This window comes from Cobetia sp. 1AS1 (assembly GCF_029846435.1).
GTDB classification, from domain to species: domain Bacteria; phylum Pseudomonadota; class Gammaproteobacteria; order Pseudomonadales; family Halomonadaceae; genus Cobetia; species Cobetia amphilecti.
On the sequence record NZ_JARWKU010000001.1, the window covers coordinates 185,902 to 202,011 of the forward strand.

Consider the following 16,110-nt stretch of genomic DNA (forward strand, 5'->3'; position numbering starts at 1 on the left):
ATGGGAGGAACCGTCATGCAGCAGGATCAGATGTTCAACGCCTTTGCCGAGCAAGCCCGCAGCTTCTACCAGCCGATGCGCAAGCTCAACACTCTGATGCTCGACCATATGGGCAAGATTGCCGATTATCAGATGGACGCTGCCAAGCGCTATACCGAGACTGGTCTCGAGCGTGCGCGTGCTGCCACTGAAATCAAGGGTATGGAAGAGTTCAGCGAGTTCAGCAACCGCCAGCTGGAAGTGGCGACCGAGCTGTCTCAGCAGATGATGGATGATTCCCTGAAGCTGGCCGAGATGGGCAACGAAATGCGCGCCCAGCTCGAACAGGCCTACTCTGACGCTGGCAAGGAAGCCACCGACAAGGCGTCCGCTGCCACAGAGAAAGCCGCTTCAGCAGCAGAGGACAAGGCATCCTCCGCTGCCAGCAACAAGCCGGCTGCCGCGACAAGCCGCGCCAAGCAGAACTAAGGTATACCCCGAAAAGGCTGGCGCTTGCGCCAGCCTTTTTTTTGCCGTTTTCAGGCATTGCCCCTGCCGTGCTGGAAGGCGCATGCTGGAGATGAGCACGCTGGCACACAGGCTGTTTTGCTCTCGTATTTGCCGCGCGCGAATCCGACGGAAAGCAGACCTGCAGGAGGCAGACCATTCCAACTGACAGCGCACTTTGCTTGCCCTGGCATGTTCAACTGCAGCACCCTGAAATCAGCCGTGAAACGGTCTTCAAAACAGTCTGAAAAGCAGTGCCCGTCGCCAGTGAAGGCGCCCGTCTCACGAGAGACGGCATGGCACTGCTCAGTGGTCAGGAAGGATTCGATTCGATGAAATCGTGCCGCCGGCAGATGTTCGGCAGCCAAGCTTCGATAGCCAATGACGTGATGGTCAATGACAAGGAGGAAGGGCGATATGGACTCAGCCCAGCAGCAGGCGTTCTCGCAGACATTCTCTCAGGCCTTTACCAGTCTGTTCCCCGATGGTGCTGAAGGCACGGAGTGGGCCAGCGTGATGCAGCAGGCCAGTGCCCAGTATCAAGCCTTGATGAGTGACATGCTGGAGCGCCTATGGCCCAGCGCTGCCGCTTCCACCATCTATGACGAGATGGGTCGTTGCTTCCAGGCGGGGGCCGAGGCCCTGGCACGTGACCCGCAACTGTTGATGTCGACCCAGACGCGCCTCTTCCAGGACCAGATGGCCCTGTTGCAGGGCACGTTGCGCGAGCTGAATGGCGAGAGCGTCGAGCCGGTGATCACGCCCGCGCGCTCTGACCGTCGCTTCCGCGATGAGGCCTGGCAGAGCGAGCCCTATTACCACTTCCTCGTGCAGCAATACCTGCTGTTCTCGCGCGCCGTGGACGACATGCTGGCCGGCATTCAAGGCCTGCCGGAGAGCCAGAAGCGCAATCTCGAGTTCTACGCGCGCCAGTACGTCAGCGCCTTCTCGCCCTCCAACTTCGCCTCCACCAACCCGGAAGTGCAGCGCGTGACCCGCGAGACCGGCGGCCAGAACCTGCTCGACGGCCTGAAGCGTCTGCGCGATGACCTGGCCAACTCCGCCGAAGGCATCAATGTCGCGATGACCGACACCGAAGCCTTCCGTCTCGGCGACAACATCGCCGTCACGCCGGGCGACGTGGTCTTCGAGAACGAGCTGATCCAGCTGATCCAGTATCGTCCGGCCACCGAGAAGGCCTTCAGCACGCCGTTGCTGGTCGTGCCGCCGTGGATCAACAAGTACTACATTCTCGATCTGCGTCAGGACAATTCGATGATGCGCTGGCTGGTGGAGCAGGGTCACACCGTGTTCCTGATCTCCTGGCGCAACCCGGGGCCCGAGCAGAGTGATCTCACCTGGGCCGATTACATGCAGATGGGCCCGCTGGCCGCGATGGATGCCATCGAGCAGGCCACCGGCGAGAAGCAGGTCAACATCCTGTCCTACTGCATCGGCGGCACGCTGACAGCCAGCACCATGGCCTATCTGGCGGCCGAGAAGCAGTCCGACCGCGTGCGCTCGGTCAGCTACATGGCAACGCTGCAGGACTTCTCCGATCCCGGTGAGATCGGTGTCTTCCTCAACGAGCCGGTGCTGCAGGGCCTCGAGAAGCAGATGGCGCAGGACGGCTATCTGGATGGCCGCGTGATGGCGTTCTCCTTCAATCTGCTGCGCGAGAATGACCTGTTCTGGTCGTTCTACGTCTCCAACTATCTCAAGGGCGAAGCGCCGACCGCGTTCGACCTGCTGTACTGGAACACCGACGGCACCAACCTGCCGGCCGGTACCCATGCCTGGTATCTGCGTCACATGTATCTCGAGAACCGCCTGGTGCAGCCCGGCGGCATCGAGCTGGACGGCGTGCCGATCGATCTCTCGCAGATCGAGACACCGAGCTACTGGGTCTCCGCGCGCGAGGACCACATCGCCAAGTGGCAGACCACCTACAACGGCACCCAGCTGCCCAAGGCCTCCATCAAGCGCTTCGTGCTCGGTGGCTCTGGTCATATCGCGGGTATCGTCAATCCGCCGCACAAGAACAAGTACGGCTACGCCACCAATGACAGCCTGCCGGCAACGCCGGATGAGTGGCTCGAGGGCACCGAGCAGCACGAAGGTTCCTGGTGGAATGACTGGCAGGCGTGGATGACCGGCAATGGCTTCGTGGAGCCGGAACCGGAGGTCTCTGCGCGCACGCCGGGCGAGGGCAAGCTCGACGTGATCGAAGCGGCGCCGGGGCGTTATGCGCGCCAGACCATTCCGGAAGTGCTGGGGCAGAGCGTGCCGGAAGAGATCACCAGCGTGGCGGATGCGCAGCTCAAGGCCGTGCGTGATGTGCAGCAGACGGTCGAGAAGAGCGTGAATGAAGCGCTCAAGCAGGTGACGCTGCCGCTGGAAGAGGCCATGACCGCGATGACCGAAGCCGTCACCGGCAAGGCCGCCAATGATGCCGGTGACACGGCGGGCAACAGCTCATCCAGTGCCTCCAAAGCGCAAGGTGCGAGCACCAGACCTGCCGCTTCCAAGGCCGCATCAGCTGCTGGGGCGCCAGCCGCTGGATCGCCAGCCGCTGAGTCGTCAGCGCCGGCAAGCAAGCCCGCCGCGCGCAAGCGTGCTGCACCCAAGAGCACAGCCTCCAGGAGCACTGCTGCCAAGAGCACTGCTTCCAAGAGCGCAACGACCACCAGCAGCACGGCCAGCGACAGCACTGCAAAACAGAGCACTGCGAGCACGGCTGCCAGCAGCACCGGTAGCTCAGCGACCAAGACCACCACGGCGAGAAAGACCTCCACGCCACGCAAGACGGCAGCCAGCAAGACGACCACTGCCAACAAGTCAACGGCGGCCAAGACGACTGTAAGCAAGACGACTGCGAGCAAGTCAGACTCTGACAGCAAGCCGTCTGCATCAGGCACCTCGAGCAGCAGCACTTCTTCCACGTCTTCGGGTTCCAGCTCGGCAGGCTCCAGCGCTACGAAGCCCGCGACGACGCGCAAGAGCACTGCCAGCAAGAGCACTGCCAAGACGGGTAGCAGCACGGGGGCTTCCAATCAGGGGGCTTCCCGCTCGGGCACTTCAAGTTCTGGTGCTGCCACTACCACCGCCAAGAGCGACACCGGCAGCGAAGCACCCAAGCCGCGCCGTGGCCGTCCCTCCAATGCCAGCAAGGCCGCCGCCGCCAAGGCAGCGGAAGAAGCGAAGAAGGATGATGCCAAGCCTGCGACCAGCAAAGCGAAAAATGCGACAAGTTCTATAAGTAAAGATGGTAATGTAGAAGAGTGAAAGTCTAAATTTAGACTGCTGACAAAATCCGACTCCATTGTGAGTCGGGTTTTTTTATTTTATACGATAGGGGCGTGGGCTACTTCTCTTCCTGCAAATTCACTTGCTATAAGGAAAAGAAATTGTTGCGGTATATTTGTTATAGTTTCTTCAATATGAGCGCCATCAGGTCTTTCCAATAAGTCCTCGAAAAAATATGGTCTATAGCGAGTTACAGAACCTAGATAGTATATGAATGCATAAATTGACATGACTTGTGGGAGGCGTTGGTTTTTTTCTCCTTCTGGCGAAAGGTAAGCATAGTTTTTCCTGTAAGGCGGCATTCTAAGTACTGAAGACCATACTCTGTTTTTTATTAAATTGGTTAATTCTTCAAGCTTGTCACTTGGTCTTCCGGTATAAGTTAGAGGCAAAGTTTGTTCAAATTTTAGTAGCAAGCGACTATTTAGATTTTCCTCTGATTTTATGTGGTGAAATAAATCTCTTAGGCATCCTTCCTTCAGAAATTGAGTCCTACTAATCCCAAATCTAGATAAATCATCAGCATAAATATTTAAAACCATCCAAATTTTTTTTGTTTCGTTGTCATGGAAAAAATCGATCCTTTCGATTTCGATGAATCTCTCCTTAGCCTCATATGCATCCGCCCAGAGTCTGTGGCCCTGCAATATCTGAGGGTGAAGGTTTTTCAAATCATATACTTTCTCTCTCGCTGCTTCTGGACTTCCAGTAAAAGCGTGTACGAAGTCTGAAAAAATATTTACTTGATTACCTCTAGACTTGTAAGATTTTAGAAAAGAGTTTTCGAATTCTACTCCATCGGGGTGTATTGTTTCTTGTAATCCGTGATGAGCCTTGTCGTACTCTGTTCTTACTCCTTTGAACAATACAAAAGCTTTAGCTAGATTCAGCAGCGAGTAGTATACAAGTAAAGGCTTCGATGAAGTTTCATGAGCAGACTGATAGGCGCGGTAAAAGTCTTCTGCTTGGGCCACAAATGAATTTGCTTGGTTTTTTATAGAGCCATCCTGAATGGTAGCAATAGATCCACGAATTATGGACCAAGGATTGGTGGCAAATACTCGCGTTTGTAAGCCGAATCGTCTATCACGCTTGACTACTGTATGTCGACTGTAATTTATAGGTCTTTTCTTTACTTTAAGAATTTTTCCTCTTCTAGCTTGTCTATACGTTGGCATGTTATTCCCTCTAGTAGTTTTTGTTTTAATATAAGTATTTGTAGATATGGATGCAAGGCTATTACGGTCCTATTATCTCGATGCCGCATCCCTTGCCCCTTCCAGCAGCTCGATCATGGCGCTGGCGGCGTTCGAGAGGGTGCGGTTGTTGTGATAGAGGTAGCCGAGCTGGCGTTCGATGGGGCGGTGATCGATGGGCAGGATTTCGATCTCGTCGTCGATCATGCTTTCCGGCAGTACGCTCCAGCCCAGGCCGATGGCGACCATCATCTTGAGGGTTTCGAGGTAGTTGGTGGACATCGAGACTTCCACCGAGAGGCCGTCACGCGCGAAGGTGTCGATGACGATGCCGCGCGTGAAGGTCAGGTGGCCCGGCAGCACGGCGTCGTGCTGTGAGAGGGCGGCCAGCGGCAACGCTTTGTGACCTGCCAGCGGGTGATCACGTCCGCACACGAAGCGCATCTCATCCAGCCACACCGGCACCACCGTCAGATTGGGATCGCGATGCGGTGCCAGGGTGACGACGGCCAGTTCCAGCTCCCCATCCAGTACGCCCTGATAGGCCTGTTCCGAATCCAGAAAGCGCATGTCCATGCGCACCTCGGGGTGGGCCATGGTGAAGGCCTTGAGCAGCGGCGGCAGCCGGTGCAGGCCCACATGGTGGCTGGTGGCCATCGTCAGGCTGCCTTTTACCTCGCCGGAAAGATTGCGCAGCGCACGCCGGGTGTCATCGTGCATCACCAGAATGGCGCGGGCGCGGGGCAGCAGGATATTGCCGGCCTCCGTCAGCGAGACACGCCGCCCGATGCGATCGAACAGCCGTGCGCCATGCAGTTGCTCCAGCTGGGCAATGCGCTTGGAAACGGCCGGCTGGGTGAGGTGCAGCTGCTCGGCGGCAAGCGAGAAGGAGGCGGTTTCGGCGACGGCGACGAAGGCCTGCAGAGAGGGTGTGTCCATGTGGGGCAGCTATCCTGTCATGAGGGCGCTCATAGGGGCATTCAGGGGAGCGTCAAGCGGGGCGATCGATGCCGCCGCAGGCGGATGCACTCCTGATCAAGACCTGACGAGCAATGGTATTCCTTTTGGGAATCCAAAGCATGAAAAACATGAATTGCTTTTATTCATTGTCGCCGAGTACTCTTGATGGCACAGGACGCGGCGGCGATGCTGGAGCCAGCAAGCAAGTGGTCACTATCCACGGGCTCGCACGACCGCCCCGCCATCAACACTGGACGACACACCCTCATCAAGGGGCCGTTACGAGCCCCGAGGCAGCAAGCGCGCTCTTACCGTAAGGCGCCACGAGGAGACACGACATGGCTAGCCAGACCCTTTATGACAAGTTGTGGGATCAGCACCTGGTCAAGCAACGCGAAGACGGTACTGCACTCATCTACATCGACCGTCACCTGCTGCACGAAGTCACGTCGCCGCAGGCATTCGAAGGGCTGCGTCTGGCCGGTCGCAAACCGTGGCGTCTGGATGCCAACCTGGCAACGCCGGACCACAACGTGCCGACGTCTCTCAAGGAGCGTGCTGCGGGCATCGCGGGCATCGAGGACGAGACCTCACGCATCCAGGTGCAGACCCTCGACGACAACTGCAACAGCTTCAACATCGAGCAGTTCACCATCAATGATGCGCGTCAGGGCATCGTGCACGTGGTCGGGCCGGAGCAGGGCGCGACTCTGCCGGGCATGACCGTGGTATGTGGCGATTCCCACACCGCGACCCACGGTGCCTTCGCGGCACTGGCCCACGGGATCGGCACCTCCGAGGTCGAGCACGTGCTCGCCACCCAGTGCCTGATCCAGCGCAAGATGAAGAACATGCTGGTGCGCGTCGATGGTCGTCTCGGCACTGGCGTCACCGCCAAGGATGTCGTGCTCGCCATCATCGGCGAGATCGGCACCGCCGGCGGTACCGGCTACGCCATCGAATTCGGCGGCTCTGCCATCCAGGATATCTCCATGGAAGGCCGCATGACCATCTGCAACATGGCGATCGAAGCCGGTGCGCGGGTCGGTCTGGTCGGTGTCGATGACATCACCATCGACTATCTCTACGAGCGCCCCTATGCGCCGAACGCCCAGCAGTGGGAAGCGGCCGTCGCCGACTGGCGCAATCTGGTCTCCGATGCGGACGCCGAATTCGACAAGGTCGTGGTGCTCAAGGCCGAAGACATCGCGCCGCAGGTCACCTGGGGCACCAGCCCGGAGCAGGTCACCAGCGTCAATGGCGTGGTGCCGGACCCGGCCGCGGCCAGCGATGACACCGAAGCGCGTGGCATCACCCGTGCGCTCGAGTACATGGGCCTCAGCGCTCAGCAGAAGATCACCGACATCAAGCTGGACCGCGTGTTCATCGGTTCCTGCACCAACTCGCGTATCGAGGACTTGCGTGAAGCGGCGCGCGTGGCCGAAGGCCGCACGGTCGCCAAGAGCCTCAAGCAGGCGATGGTGGTGCCGGGCTCTGGCTTGGTGAAGGCGCAGGCGGAAGCGGAAGGGCTGCACGAGATCTTCCTCGCGGCGGGCTTTGAATGGCGTGAGCCGGGCTGCTCCATGTGTCTGGCGATGAACGCTGACAAGCTGGGCGCCGGTGAGCATTGTGCTTCTACCTCCAACCGCAACTTCGAAGGCCGCCAGGGCTTCGGTGGGCGTACGCACCTCGTCAGCCCGGCCATGGCCGCCGCTGCCGCGATTGCGGGTCACTTCGTTGATGTACGTGACTTTGCCCCCATCCCTACCAACAACACTCAAGTCGCCTGAGGAGGCCCGATATGGAAAAGTTCATTCGCCAGCAGGGCCTCGTGGCACCGCTTGATCGCGCCAACGTCGATACCGACCTGATCATCCCGAAGCAGTTTCTGAAGTCGATCAAGCGTACCGGCTTCGGGCCGAACCTCTTCGATGAGCTGCGTTATCTCGATGAGGGCTATATCGGTCAGGACATCAGCAAGCGTCCGCTGAATCCGGATTTCGTGCTCAATCAGCCGCGTTACGCGGGTGCCAGCGTATTGCTGGCGCGTCGCAACTTCGGTTGTGGTTCCTCGCGTGAACACGCGCCCTGGGCACTGACCGACTTCGGCTTCCGCGTGGTCATCGCGCCGAGCTTCGCCGATATCTTCTACAACAACTCGTTCAAGAACGGTCTGTTGTTGATTACCCTCGACGAGGACACGGTGGACCGTCTGTTCAAGGAAGCCGAGGCGGTGGAAGGGTATCGTCTGGATATCGACCTCGAGGCACAGGCGGTCATCACGCCGTCCGGTGAGTCGATTCCCTTCGAGGTCGACAGCTTCCGCAAGCATTGCCTGATGGAAGGCCTGGACGATATCGGTCTGACCCTCAAGGACCAGGACGCCATCGACAGCTTCGAGAAGCGTCATCGCACCGAGCGTCCGTGGCTGTTCCGCGACGGCAAGACGGCCTGATCTGGCCAGCGTCGCGTCAGTCAGCGCCTGACATCGCAACATATTCGTCATGGCTCGCCGTCCAGAATGGCGGCGAGCCCAGTCTCAGCACCGATGGTGAACCGTCGGTCTCGCCGGAAGACTTCCGGCCCAAGGAGAGTTCCAGATGAGCCGCAATATCCTGATTCTGCCCGGTGATGGCATTGGCCCGGAAATCACCGCCGAAGCCGTGAAGATCCTTGAAGCCGCCCGCAGCGAAGGTCTGGACATCACGCTGAGCGAAGGCAAGGTCGGTGGTGCAGGGTATGACGCGGCCGGTCACCCGCTACCGGCGGAAACGCTGGAGGCGGCCAAGGCGGCGGACGCCATCCTGCTCGGCGCAGTCGGTGGCCCGCAGTGGGACAAGCTCGAGGACATCTCGCTGCGCCCGGAACGCGGCCTGCTGGGGCTGCGCAAGGAGCTCGAGCTGTTCGCCAATCTGCGTCCGGCGATTCTCTACCCGCAGCTGGCCGAGGCCTCCAGCCTCAAGCCGGAAGTGGTGTCCGGTCTGGATATCATGATCGTGCGTGAGCTGACCGGCGGCATCTACTTCGGTCAGCCGCGTGGCATCGAGACGCGTGATGGCCAGCAGGTCGGGTACAACACCTACGTCTACTCCGAGTCCGAGATCGAGCGTATCGGTCGCACCGCCTTCGAGATGGCGCAGAAGCGCAACAAGAAGCTGTGCAGCGTCGACAAGGCCAACGTGCTGGAAGTCACTATGCTGTGGCGTGACGTGATGGAGCGTATCTCCGGCGACTACCCGGATGTCGAGCTGTCGCACATGTACGTCGACAACGCCGCCATGCAGCTGGTGCGTGCCCCCAAGCAGTTCGACGTGGTGGTCACCGGCAACATGTTCGGCGACATCCTGTCGGATGAGGCCGCCATGTTGACCGGCTCCATCGGCATGCTGCCGTCCGCCTCGCTGAATGCGGGTGGTCAGGGCATGTATGAGCCGTGCCACGGCAGCGCGCCGGACATCGCGGGTCAGGGCATCGCCAACCCGCTGGCGACCATCCTGTCGGTGGCCATGATGCTGCGCTACTCGCTCAACGAAGCCGCCTGGGCCGAGCGCATCGAGAAGGCGGTCGGCGTGGTGCTGAATGAAGGTCTGCGCACTGCCGACATCGCCTACGCCGGGACGCGCAAGGTCTCCACCTCCGAGATGGGCGATGCCGTGCTGGCCGCCTTCAAGGCCCAGGCGTAAGGCAAGACCCGCGTGAACGCCGCAAGCCAGCGGCGTTCACGTGATGATCATGGGGGAGCTCGGCGTGCGTCGCCGGGTTCTCATGTCAGGACCTGCGGCTGGAGCGTTGGGCAAGGCTCGCCTCGTGTGAGTTGCCTGTGCTCGCTGCGGGTCATTCCTGTGTCGGGAGCGGTGGTGTCTTCCATGCTCCCGGCCGTGCATGAACAAGGAGAACAAGCATGTTGAAAGTCGGATTTGTCGGTTGGCGTGGCATGGTCGGTTCCGTGCTGATGCAACGCATGCGTGATGACAACGATTTCGCCGGTATCGAGCCGGTATTCTTCTCCACCTCCCAGGTCGGTCAGGCCGGTCCTGACGTGGGCACGCCGGTGCCGGCGCTCAAGGATGCCAATGACATCAATGAGCTGAAGGCGCTGGATGTCATCGTCACCTGTCAGGGCGGCGACTACACCAAGCAGGTGTTTGGCCCGCTGCGTGACGCCGGCTGGAAGGGCGACTGGATCGATGCGGCCTCCACCCTGCGCATGGACAAGGACGCCGTGCTGGTGCTGGACCCGGTCAACCGTCACGTGATCGACCAGAAGATCGGCGCCGGTGCCAACACCTTCGTCGGCGGCAACTGCACCGTCAGCCTGATGCTGATGGGCCTGGGCGGCCTGTTCGAGGCCGGCATGGTCGAGTGGATGACCTCCATGAGCTACCAGGCGGCGTCCGGCAGCGGTGCGCGCCACATGCGTGAGCTGCTGACCCAGATGGGCCAGCTCAATGGCAGCGTGGCCTCCGAGCTTGCGGACCCGGCCAGCGCCATCCTCGACATCGACCGCAAGGTGACCGCCACCATGCGCGGCGATGACTTCGCGACCCAGCAGTTCGGTGCGCCGCTGGCCGGCTCGCTGCTGCCGTGGATCGATTCCGCGATGGAATCCGGTCAGACCCGCGAGGAGTGGAAGGCCGGTGTCGAGGCCAACAAGATTCTCGACAGCCAGGGCAACCCGATCATGATCGATGGGCTGTGCGTGCGTATCGGTGCGATGCGTTCCCACTCCCAGGCCTTCACCGTCAAGCTCAAGCAGGACGTGCCGCTGGACGAGATCGAAGACCGCCTGGCCAAGCACAACGACTGGGTCAAGGTCGTCGCCAATACCAAGGAAGACAGCCTCAAGCACCTGACGCCGGCCGCTGCGACCGGCACCCTGACCGTACCGGTCGGCCGTCTGCGCAAGCTGGCGATGGGTGGCGAATACCTGTCCGCCTTCAGTGTCGGTGACCAGCTGCTGTGGGGGGCCGCGGAGCCGCTCAAGCGCATGCTGACCATCCTGCGTGAACATCGCGCGGCCTGATCGCACTGTGTAGCAACATGTCGTCGGGTTCGTTGCGAGCCTGACCTGAAAGCGCCCTCGGCTCTCTGGAGTCGAGGGCGTTTCTCTTTTGCACGTTACGTCATGGAAGATCGGTGATTTCAGGTAAGAGGTAGGTCACTGATGTCACGGCGAGTACCAGATATCTCAGTCTTTCCTGCGCATTTTTTGCGATTTTGACTGGCGCTTTTGATGCATGATGGCAGGGAGGTGTTTTTTACGGGTATCGTAAAGGGGATATCGTCGAGCTGGTCACTCGCGATATGACGCCTCTGCGGCCTTTATCTATCGTGGGCCGTCACTCTATCGTTGAAACTTTTTCCACTTTGCCAATGGCTTCCCGCACTCTTGGGACGGACTCTCTGGTATCTTGTGTAAGTATACGTAACATAATGCGCAGGCCGGGCAATGATTCGGCCGCATACGAAGGGACACTCAATGGGACGCAAGCTTCCTCTCGCACTGGCGGTGTCGTTCGCCGTCTACAGTGCTCAGGCCTTGGCAGTCGGCATGGAATCGCCGCGGTTGCGCTCGAATCTGAATCAGCCACTGGACGCGCGCATCGGCCTCACGGATACCTCGGGCCTCGATGCCAGCCTCATCAAGGCCGGCGTTGCCGATTCTGCCGCCTTTACGCGAGCGGGCGTCGATCGCAGCTATGTCAGCGATGACATCAAGGTTGCCGTCAAGCAGCAGGGTGGGCGCTACTATCTCCAGCTGTCCACCAATGGCGCGGTACGTGAGCCCTATGTGGACCTGCTGCTGGATGTCGAATGGCCCAATGGCAAGCTGCAGCGTCAGGTGACCCTGTTGTTCGATCCGGCGGGCTATTCGAGTCAGCCGTCATTGGTGACACCTGCCGGCGCGCGTTCGCGCCCGCTGGCCACCAACGATTCCTCGCCGACGCGTTCCGTGGTGTTCCGCGACAATGCCCAGTCCAGCCAGGATGCCTCACGCAGTGCGTCATCCAGCACGCCGCCGTCCAGCATCAAGGTGCGCAACGGTGATTCGCTGTGGACGATCGCGCGTCGCGTGCGTCCGGATGCCAGTGTCAGCATCCGTCAGGCCATGCTGGCGATCCAGGAAGCCAACCCCAGGGCCTTCCCGGGCGGCAACATCAACAAGCTGCGTACGGGAGTGGTGCTGAGCGTGCCGGACCGCAGCACCATGTTGGGACGTTCGCGTACCGAGGCCGACAAGGAAGTGCGTCAGCAGTATCAGCAGTGGGTTGCGGGCGCGCAGGGCAAGACCGTGCCGGCTCCGGCCAGCAAGAAAACCGCTGCGGCCAGCACGTCGAACGAGCCCTCCGCCAGTGCTGCGCCTGCGGCCACGGCCGCACCGAGCGGGCCCGCCAGCGCGGGTGCCGACGGCAAGCCGCGTCTGACGTTGCTGGATGAAGACGGCAGCAAGCCCAAGGCGGCGGCCAGTGGTCAGATATCGGCGGGTAGTCAGCAGGCGATCGATGAACTGTCTGATCGCCTCGAGTCGCTGGAAGATCAGCTGCTGACCAATCAGCAACGCCTCGATCAGCTGGAGCAGGAGCGTGATGACCTGCGCAGCGAAGTGGCCTCCCTGCGCAACGAAGTCGGCGAGCTGCGAGCATCGCTGGCAGAGCGTACCGAGCAGCTCGAGACGGCCAAGGTGCTGCTCGCCAAACAGAATCGTCTGCTCGTCAACAGTGGCATCTCGCCGTTGGCGTTGCCGGAAAGCCTGATCGCCGCCGGGGTGGACCTCGGTCAGCCGCGCGACGGCGAGGGCAACCTGGTGTTGCCCAAGCAGCCGTGGCCCCAGGCGACCTGGCAGTGGGTGCAGGACAACCTGGCCATCGTCGGCGGGGCGGCCGGGGCATTGCTGCTTCTGTTGCTGCTGTTGTTGCGTCGCCGCTCCGGTTCCGGGGGCGATGAGAACATGAGCTTTGCCGATGCGGTCCGCGGCAATGAAGAGCCCGACCAGGACAAGCCTCGCGTTTTCCCGGATACCTTTGCGGCCTCGACTGCCGCTGCTGCCGCGGGTCACAAGTCATCCGCGTCTGAAGATGCCAACGTGGCGGCGCGCCGGGGTTCCGGTAGCCTTGAGCCGCTCTCCCAGCCGGAAGCGGCGGCGATCAGCGAGGCGGACATCTTCATCGCCTACGGCCGCTTCGATCAGGCTCAGGCCCTGCTGGAAGCCGGTCTGGTGGAAGATCCCGCACGCCAGGACCTGCGCCTCAAGCTGATGGGAGTCCATGGCGAGCTTGGCAACGCCGAAGCCCTGCACCAGGAAGGTGAGCAGGTGCTGGCGGCCGGCAATGAAGAAGAGCGCTTCGAGGCTCAGGCGCTGCTGGATCGTTACAGTGTCTCAAGCAGTGCGCTGCGTGCTGTCGCAGGCGGCGGCGCGAGTCAGGTGGGGCGCAAGGTCTCCTATCTGTCGGGGGTGGCAAGCCAGCAGGGGGCAGCGCCTCGCGCGCCGCTTGAAGGTCGCGACAAGGTCGATGATGCGGCTCATGGCCCGGCAGATGCATCCGCCACGGGCTCTGACGCCTCCCTTGATGACCAGGAAGATGCCGGCGCGCTGTCTGACAGCGTGAGCGAACCGCTGGTCGAGCACGCTCCCGATCAAGGCGTCGCGTTCGAACCGGGCCTCAAGGGCGAGGACCTCGAGAAGGCGCCAGTGCGTGAGAGCCACTTCAACAGCGACAACGTGATCGATTACCAGGCGCCGGAATTGACGCTGGGAGATGCTGGTCACGCTGATGGCGAGAAGGGGGCTGATGCCGCGGCATCCAAGGCGGCGGATAGCGCGCTCAAGGGCGAGTCCGTCGAGTTTACCTCACTGCGTGAAGAGCTGGATGACCACTCCGCGCTCGAGAGCGGTGCCGCGAGCGAGAAGAACGGTGCTGCAAGTGAGAGCAGTGGCGCAAGTGAAGGCAGCGCTGCGAGCCAGAAGCCGTATGAGGTGTCCAGCAAGCCGTCAGCCGCAGTCGATGGCATGGACGAGTTGCCGTCACTGGATAGCATGACGCTGGAAGAGGTGGACGTGCCGCGGCGTGATATCTCGGAATTCGAGGTCGAGGAAGTGGCGTTCGAGTCTGGGGATCAGGATAATGCCTATCCCTCTGTCGAGTCGGCAGGGTTTGGGGCTGGCGCCCAGGATACCGTGGCATTCCAACAGCTCGAGGAAGCCCGTCAGTTGTTGGTGGATGGCGATGATGATCAGGCGGCTGCGCTGCTTGAGCCGCTCGCTACTGCCAGTGATGACATGGTCCGTGAAGAGGCGCTGGCGTTGATGGAGCGCTTTGGTCTGACCTGATGCCCTTTTTTACACCGTTGGATGATAACGAGAAACGCCCGGGGCGCATTGCTCTGGGCGTTGAATATGATGGCACCCGCTATTGTGGCTGGCAGCGTCTGAGCCACGCCCCCTCCGTGCAGGAAGCGCTTGAGAAGGCCTTGTCCAAGGTCGCCTCCACGCCGATTACCGTGCATTGCAGTGGCCGCACCGATTCCGGTGTGCATGCCGTGCGTCAGGTCGTGCATTTCGATACCCCCGTGGGCCGCAGTCGCAAGGCCTGGCGCATGGGCGGTAACGTCAACCTTCCCCCCGATATCGGGATTCATTGGGCCGTGCCGGTGCCCGATGATTTCCATGCGCGTTTCAGCGCCATCGCCCGTCGCTATCGCTACATAATCATCAACCAGCCGTTTCGGCCGGTGATGGAGCGCAACAATGTCACCTGGTGTCGCGAGCCGCTCAATGTCGCCGACATGCAGGCCGCGGCGGCGCATCTGGTGGGCGAGCTGGATTTCTCGGCGTTCCGCGCCGCAGGCTGTCAGTCGCGTTCGCCGCGCCGTCACGTGCACTTCATTGAAGTCAGTCGCCATGGCCATATCGTCATGATCGATATCCAGGCCAATGCCTTCCTGCATCACATGGTGCGCAATATCGCGGGCACCTTGATGGCCATCGGGCGTGGCGAGAAGCCTGTCGAGTGGATCGTCGAGCTGATGCGCGGAGGAGATCGCACGCGCTCGAGCGCGACGGCAGCGGCGACAGGGCTTCACTTCGTCGATGTCATCTATCCGCCGCGCTATGCGCTGCCCAAGGAACCCCTGGGGCCTGGTCTGGTCGCACATCTTGGCGAGTGGACGGGCGAGCGCCCGTTGCCGGACTGCCCGATGGTGCGCTCACGCATGGCGCGCGCCGAGGCCGAGGGTGCCGAAGAGGCGCGTGCGGCAGGCAAGCTCAGTGAGCAGGAGGCCATCCGGCTGGCCAACGTGGCCCGTGAAGCCGAGCGCCTCAGTCGCGAGCATGAACAAGCGATTCCTGCGCCAGGCGATCCTGCGGCAGGCGATCCTGCGCCAGGCGACCCTGCGGCAGGCGCCGAGGATGACACGCTGACGGCTGCCACCCAGAATGAATCCTCACGTTGAACGGAGTGATCCCATGACCGAGATGAGCGCTCGAGCGAGCCAGCGTACCCGGATCAAGATCTGTGGCTTGACGCGAGAGCAGGATATCCGCGACGCCGTGGCAGCAGGGGCCGATGCGCTGGGCTTCGTGCTGTGGCCGGGCAGCAAGCGTGCGGTCGATGTGGCGCGTCTGGCCGAGCTTGCCGCGTGCGTGCCGGCCTTCGTGACGCGGGTCGGCCTGTTCGTGGATGCCAGCGGCGAAGAGATTGCCGCAGCGGCACCGCATCTCGATCTGCTCCAGTTGCATGGCAATGAGACGCCGGAGCAGTGCCGGGCGGCTGGGCGGCCCTATATCAAGGCGTTGCGCATGCGTGACGGGATCGATCTCGCCGCGCAGGCGGTGCGCTACCATGACGCGCGTGGCCTTTTGCTGGATGCCTATCGTCCCGGCGTGCCCGGTGGCACCGGCGAGACCTTCGACTGGTCGCGTATCCCGGCCGATCTGCCGCTGCCGGTCATCCTGGCCGGTGGTCTCGAGTCAGGCAATGTCGCCTCGGCGGTGGCGCAGGTCGCCCCTTACGCGGTCGATGTCTCCGGTGGTGTGGAAGCCGCGCCCGGCGAGAAGAGTGACGAGCGCATGCAGGCATTCTGTCAGGCAGTCCGCCAGCAGCGCTGATTTGCCGGCAAGCGTTGTGGCCCTTGCGTTGCTTTCGTCCCAAGCGGCGAGGGCCGC

Annotated in this window: 10 protein-coding genes and 1 pseudogene; 9 read left to right on the plus strand and 2 right to left on the minus strand. The window is 61.3% G+C overall.

Translation table 11 applies throughout. The features are described 5' to 3' along the window. The first annotated feature begins 15 nt into the window (after window positions 1-15). On the plus strand, window positions 16-468 hold the full coding sequence (locus QD280_RS00795; protein ID WP_043335557.1) for a phasin family protein: 453 nt from the start codon (window positions 16-18) through the stop codon (window positions 466-468). A gap of 534 nt (window positions 469-1,002) precedes the next feature. Further along, a pseudogene (gene phaC / locus QD280_RS00800) lies at window positions 1,003-2,766 on the plus strand (class I poly(R)-hydroxyalkanoic acid synthase); the annotation flags it as partial. 1,064 nt (window positions 2,767-3,830) lie between these two features. On the opposite strand, the gene QD280_RS00805 reads toward phaC, so the two are convergent. Then, on the minus strand, window positions 3,831-4,970 hold the full coding sequence (locus tag QD280_RS00805) for a YaaC family protein (protein WP_279838008.1): 1,140 nt from the start codon (window positions 4,968-4,970) through the stop codon (window positions 3,831-3,833). 72 nt (window positions 4,971-5,042) lie between these two features. Next, on the minus strand, window positions 5,043-5,927 hold the full coding sequence (locus QD280_RS00810) for a LysR family transcriptional regulator (RefSeq protein WP_279838009.1): 885 nt from the start codon (window positions 5,925-5,927) through the stop codon (window positions 5,043-5,045). 359 nt (window positions 5,928-6,286) lie between these two features. Here QD280_RS00810 and leuC point away from each other — a divergent pair, with 359 nt between their 5' ends. The 7 genes from leuC (at window position 6,287) to QD280_RS00845 (ending at window position 16,053) form a co-directional block, all read left to right on the plus strand. Then, window positions 6,287-7,738: a 3-isopropylmalate dehydratase large subunit gene (leuC, locus tag QD280_RS00815; protein ID WP_043335560.1), complete on the plus strand. Its 1,452-nt coding sequence runs from the start codon at window positions 6,287-6,289 to the stop codon at window positions 7,736-7,738. 11 nt (window positions 7,739-7,749) lie between these two features. Further along, complete coding sequence (gene leuD, locus QD280_RS00820) at window positions 7,750-8,403, plus strand: 3-isopropylmalate dehydratase small subunit (RefSeq protein WP_107335256.1); 654 nt, start codon at window positions 7,750-7,752, stop codon at window positions 8,401-8,403. A gap of 145 nt (window positions 8,404-8,548) precedes the next feature. Continuing rightward, window positions 8,549-9,631, plus strand: coding sequence for a 3-isopropylmalate dehydrogenase (gene leuB, locus QD280_RS00825; RefSeq protein WP_279838010.1), 1,083 nt, complete (start codon window positions 8,549-8,551; stop codon window positions 9,629-9,631). A gap of 218 nt (window positions 9,632-9,849) precedes the next feature. After that, complete coding sequence (gene asd / locus QD280_RS00830) at window positions 9,850-10,971, plus strand: aspartate-semialdehyde dehydrogenase (RefSeq protein ID WP_043335566.1); 1,122 nt, start codon at window positions 9,850-9,852, stop codon at window positions 10,969-10,971. Between the two features lie 456 nt (window positions 10,972-11,427). Next, window positions 11,428-14,277 (plus strand): FimV/HubP family polar landmark protein, encoded by a 2,850-nt coding sequence (locus tag QD280_RS00835; protein ID WP_279838012.1) that lies wholly within the window; start codon window positions 11,428-11,430, stop codon window positions 14,275-14,277. Beyond that, entirely contained in the window at window positions 14,277-15,398 is a 1,122-nt protein-coding gene (gene truA, locus QD280_RS00840; protein WP_347881943.1) for a tRNA pseudouridine(38-40) synthase TruA, read from the plus strand. The genes QD280_RS00835 and truA overlap by 1 nt, the downstream gene beginning before the upstream one ends. Before the next feature lie 22 nt (window positions 15,399-15,420). After that, on the plus strand, window positions 15,421-16,053 hold the full coding sequence (locus tag QD280_RS00845) for a phosphoribosylanthranilate isomerase (RefSeq protein ID WP_213113930.1): 633 nt from the start codon (window positions 15,421-15,423) through the stop codon (window positions 16,051-16,053). The last annotated feature ends 57 nt before the right edge of the window (window positions 16,054-16,110 follow it).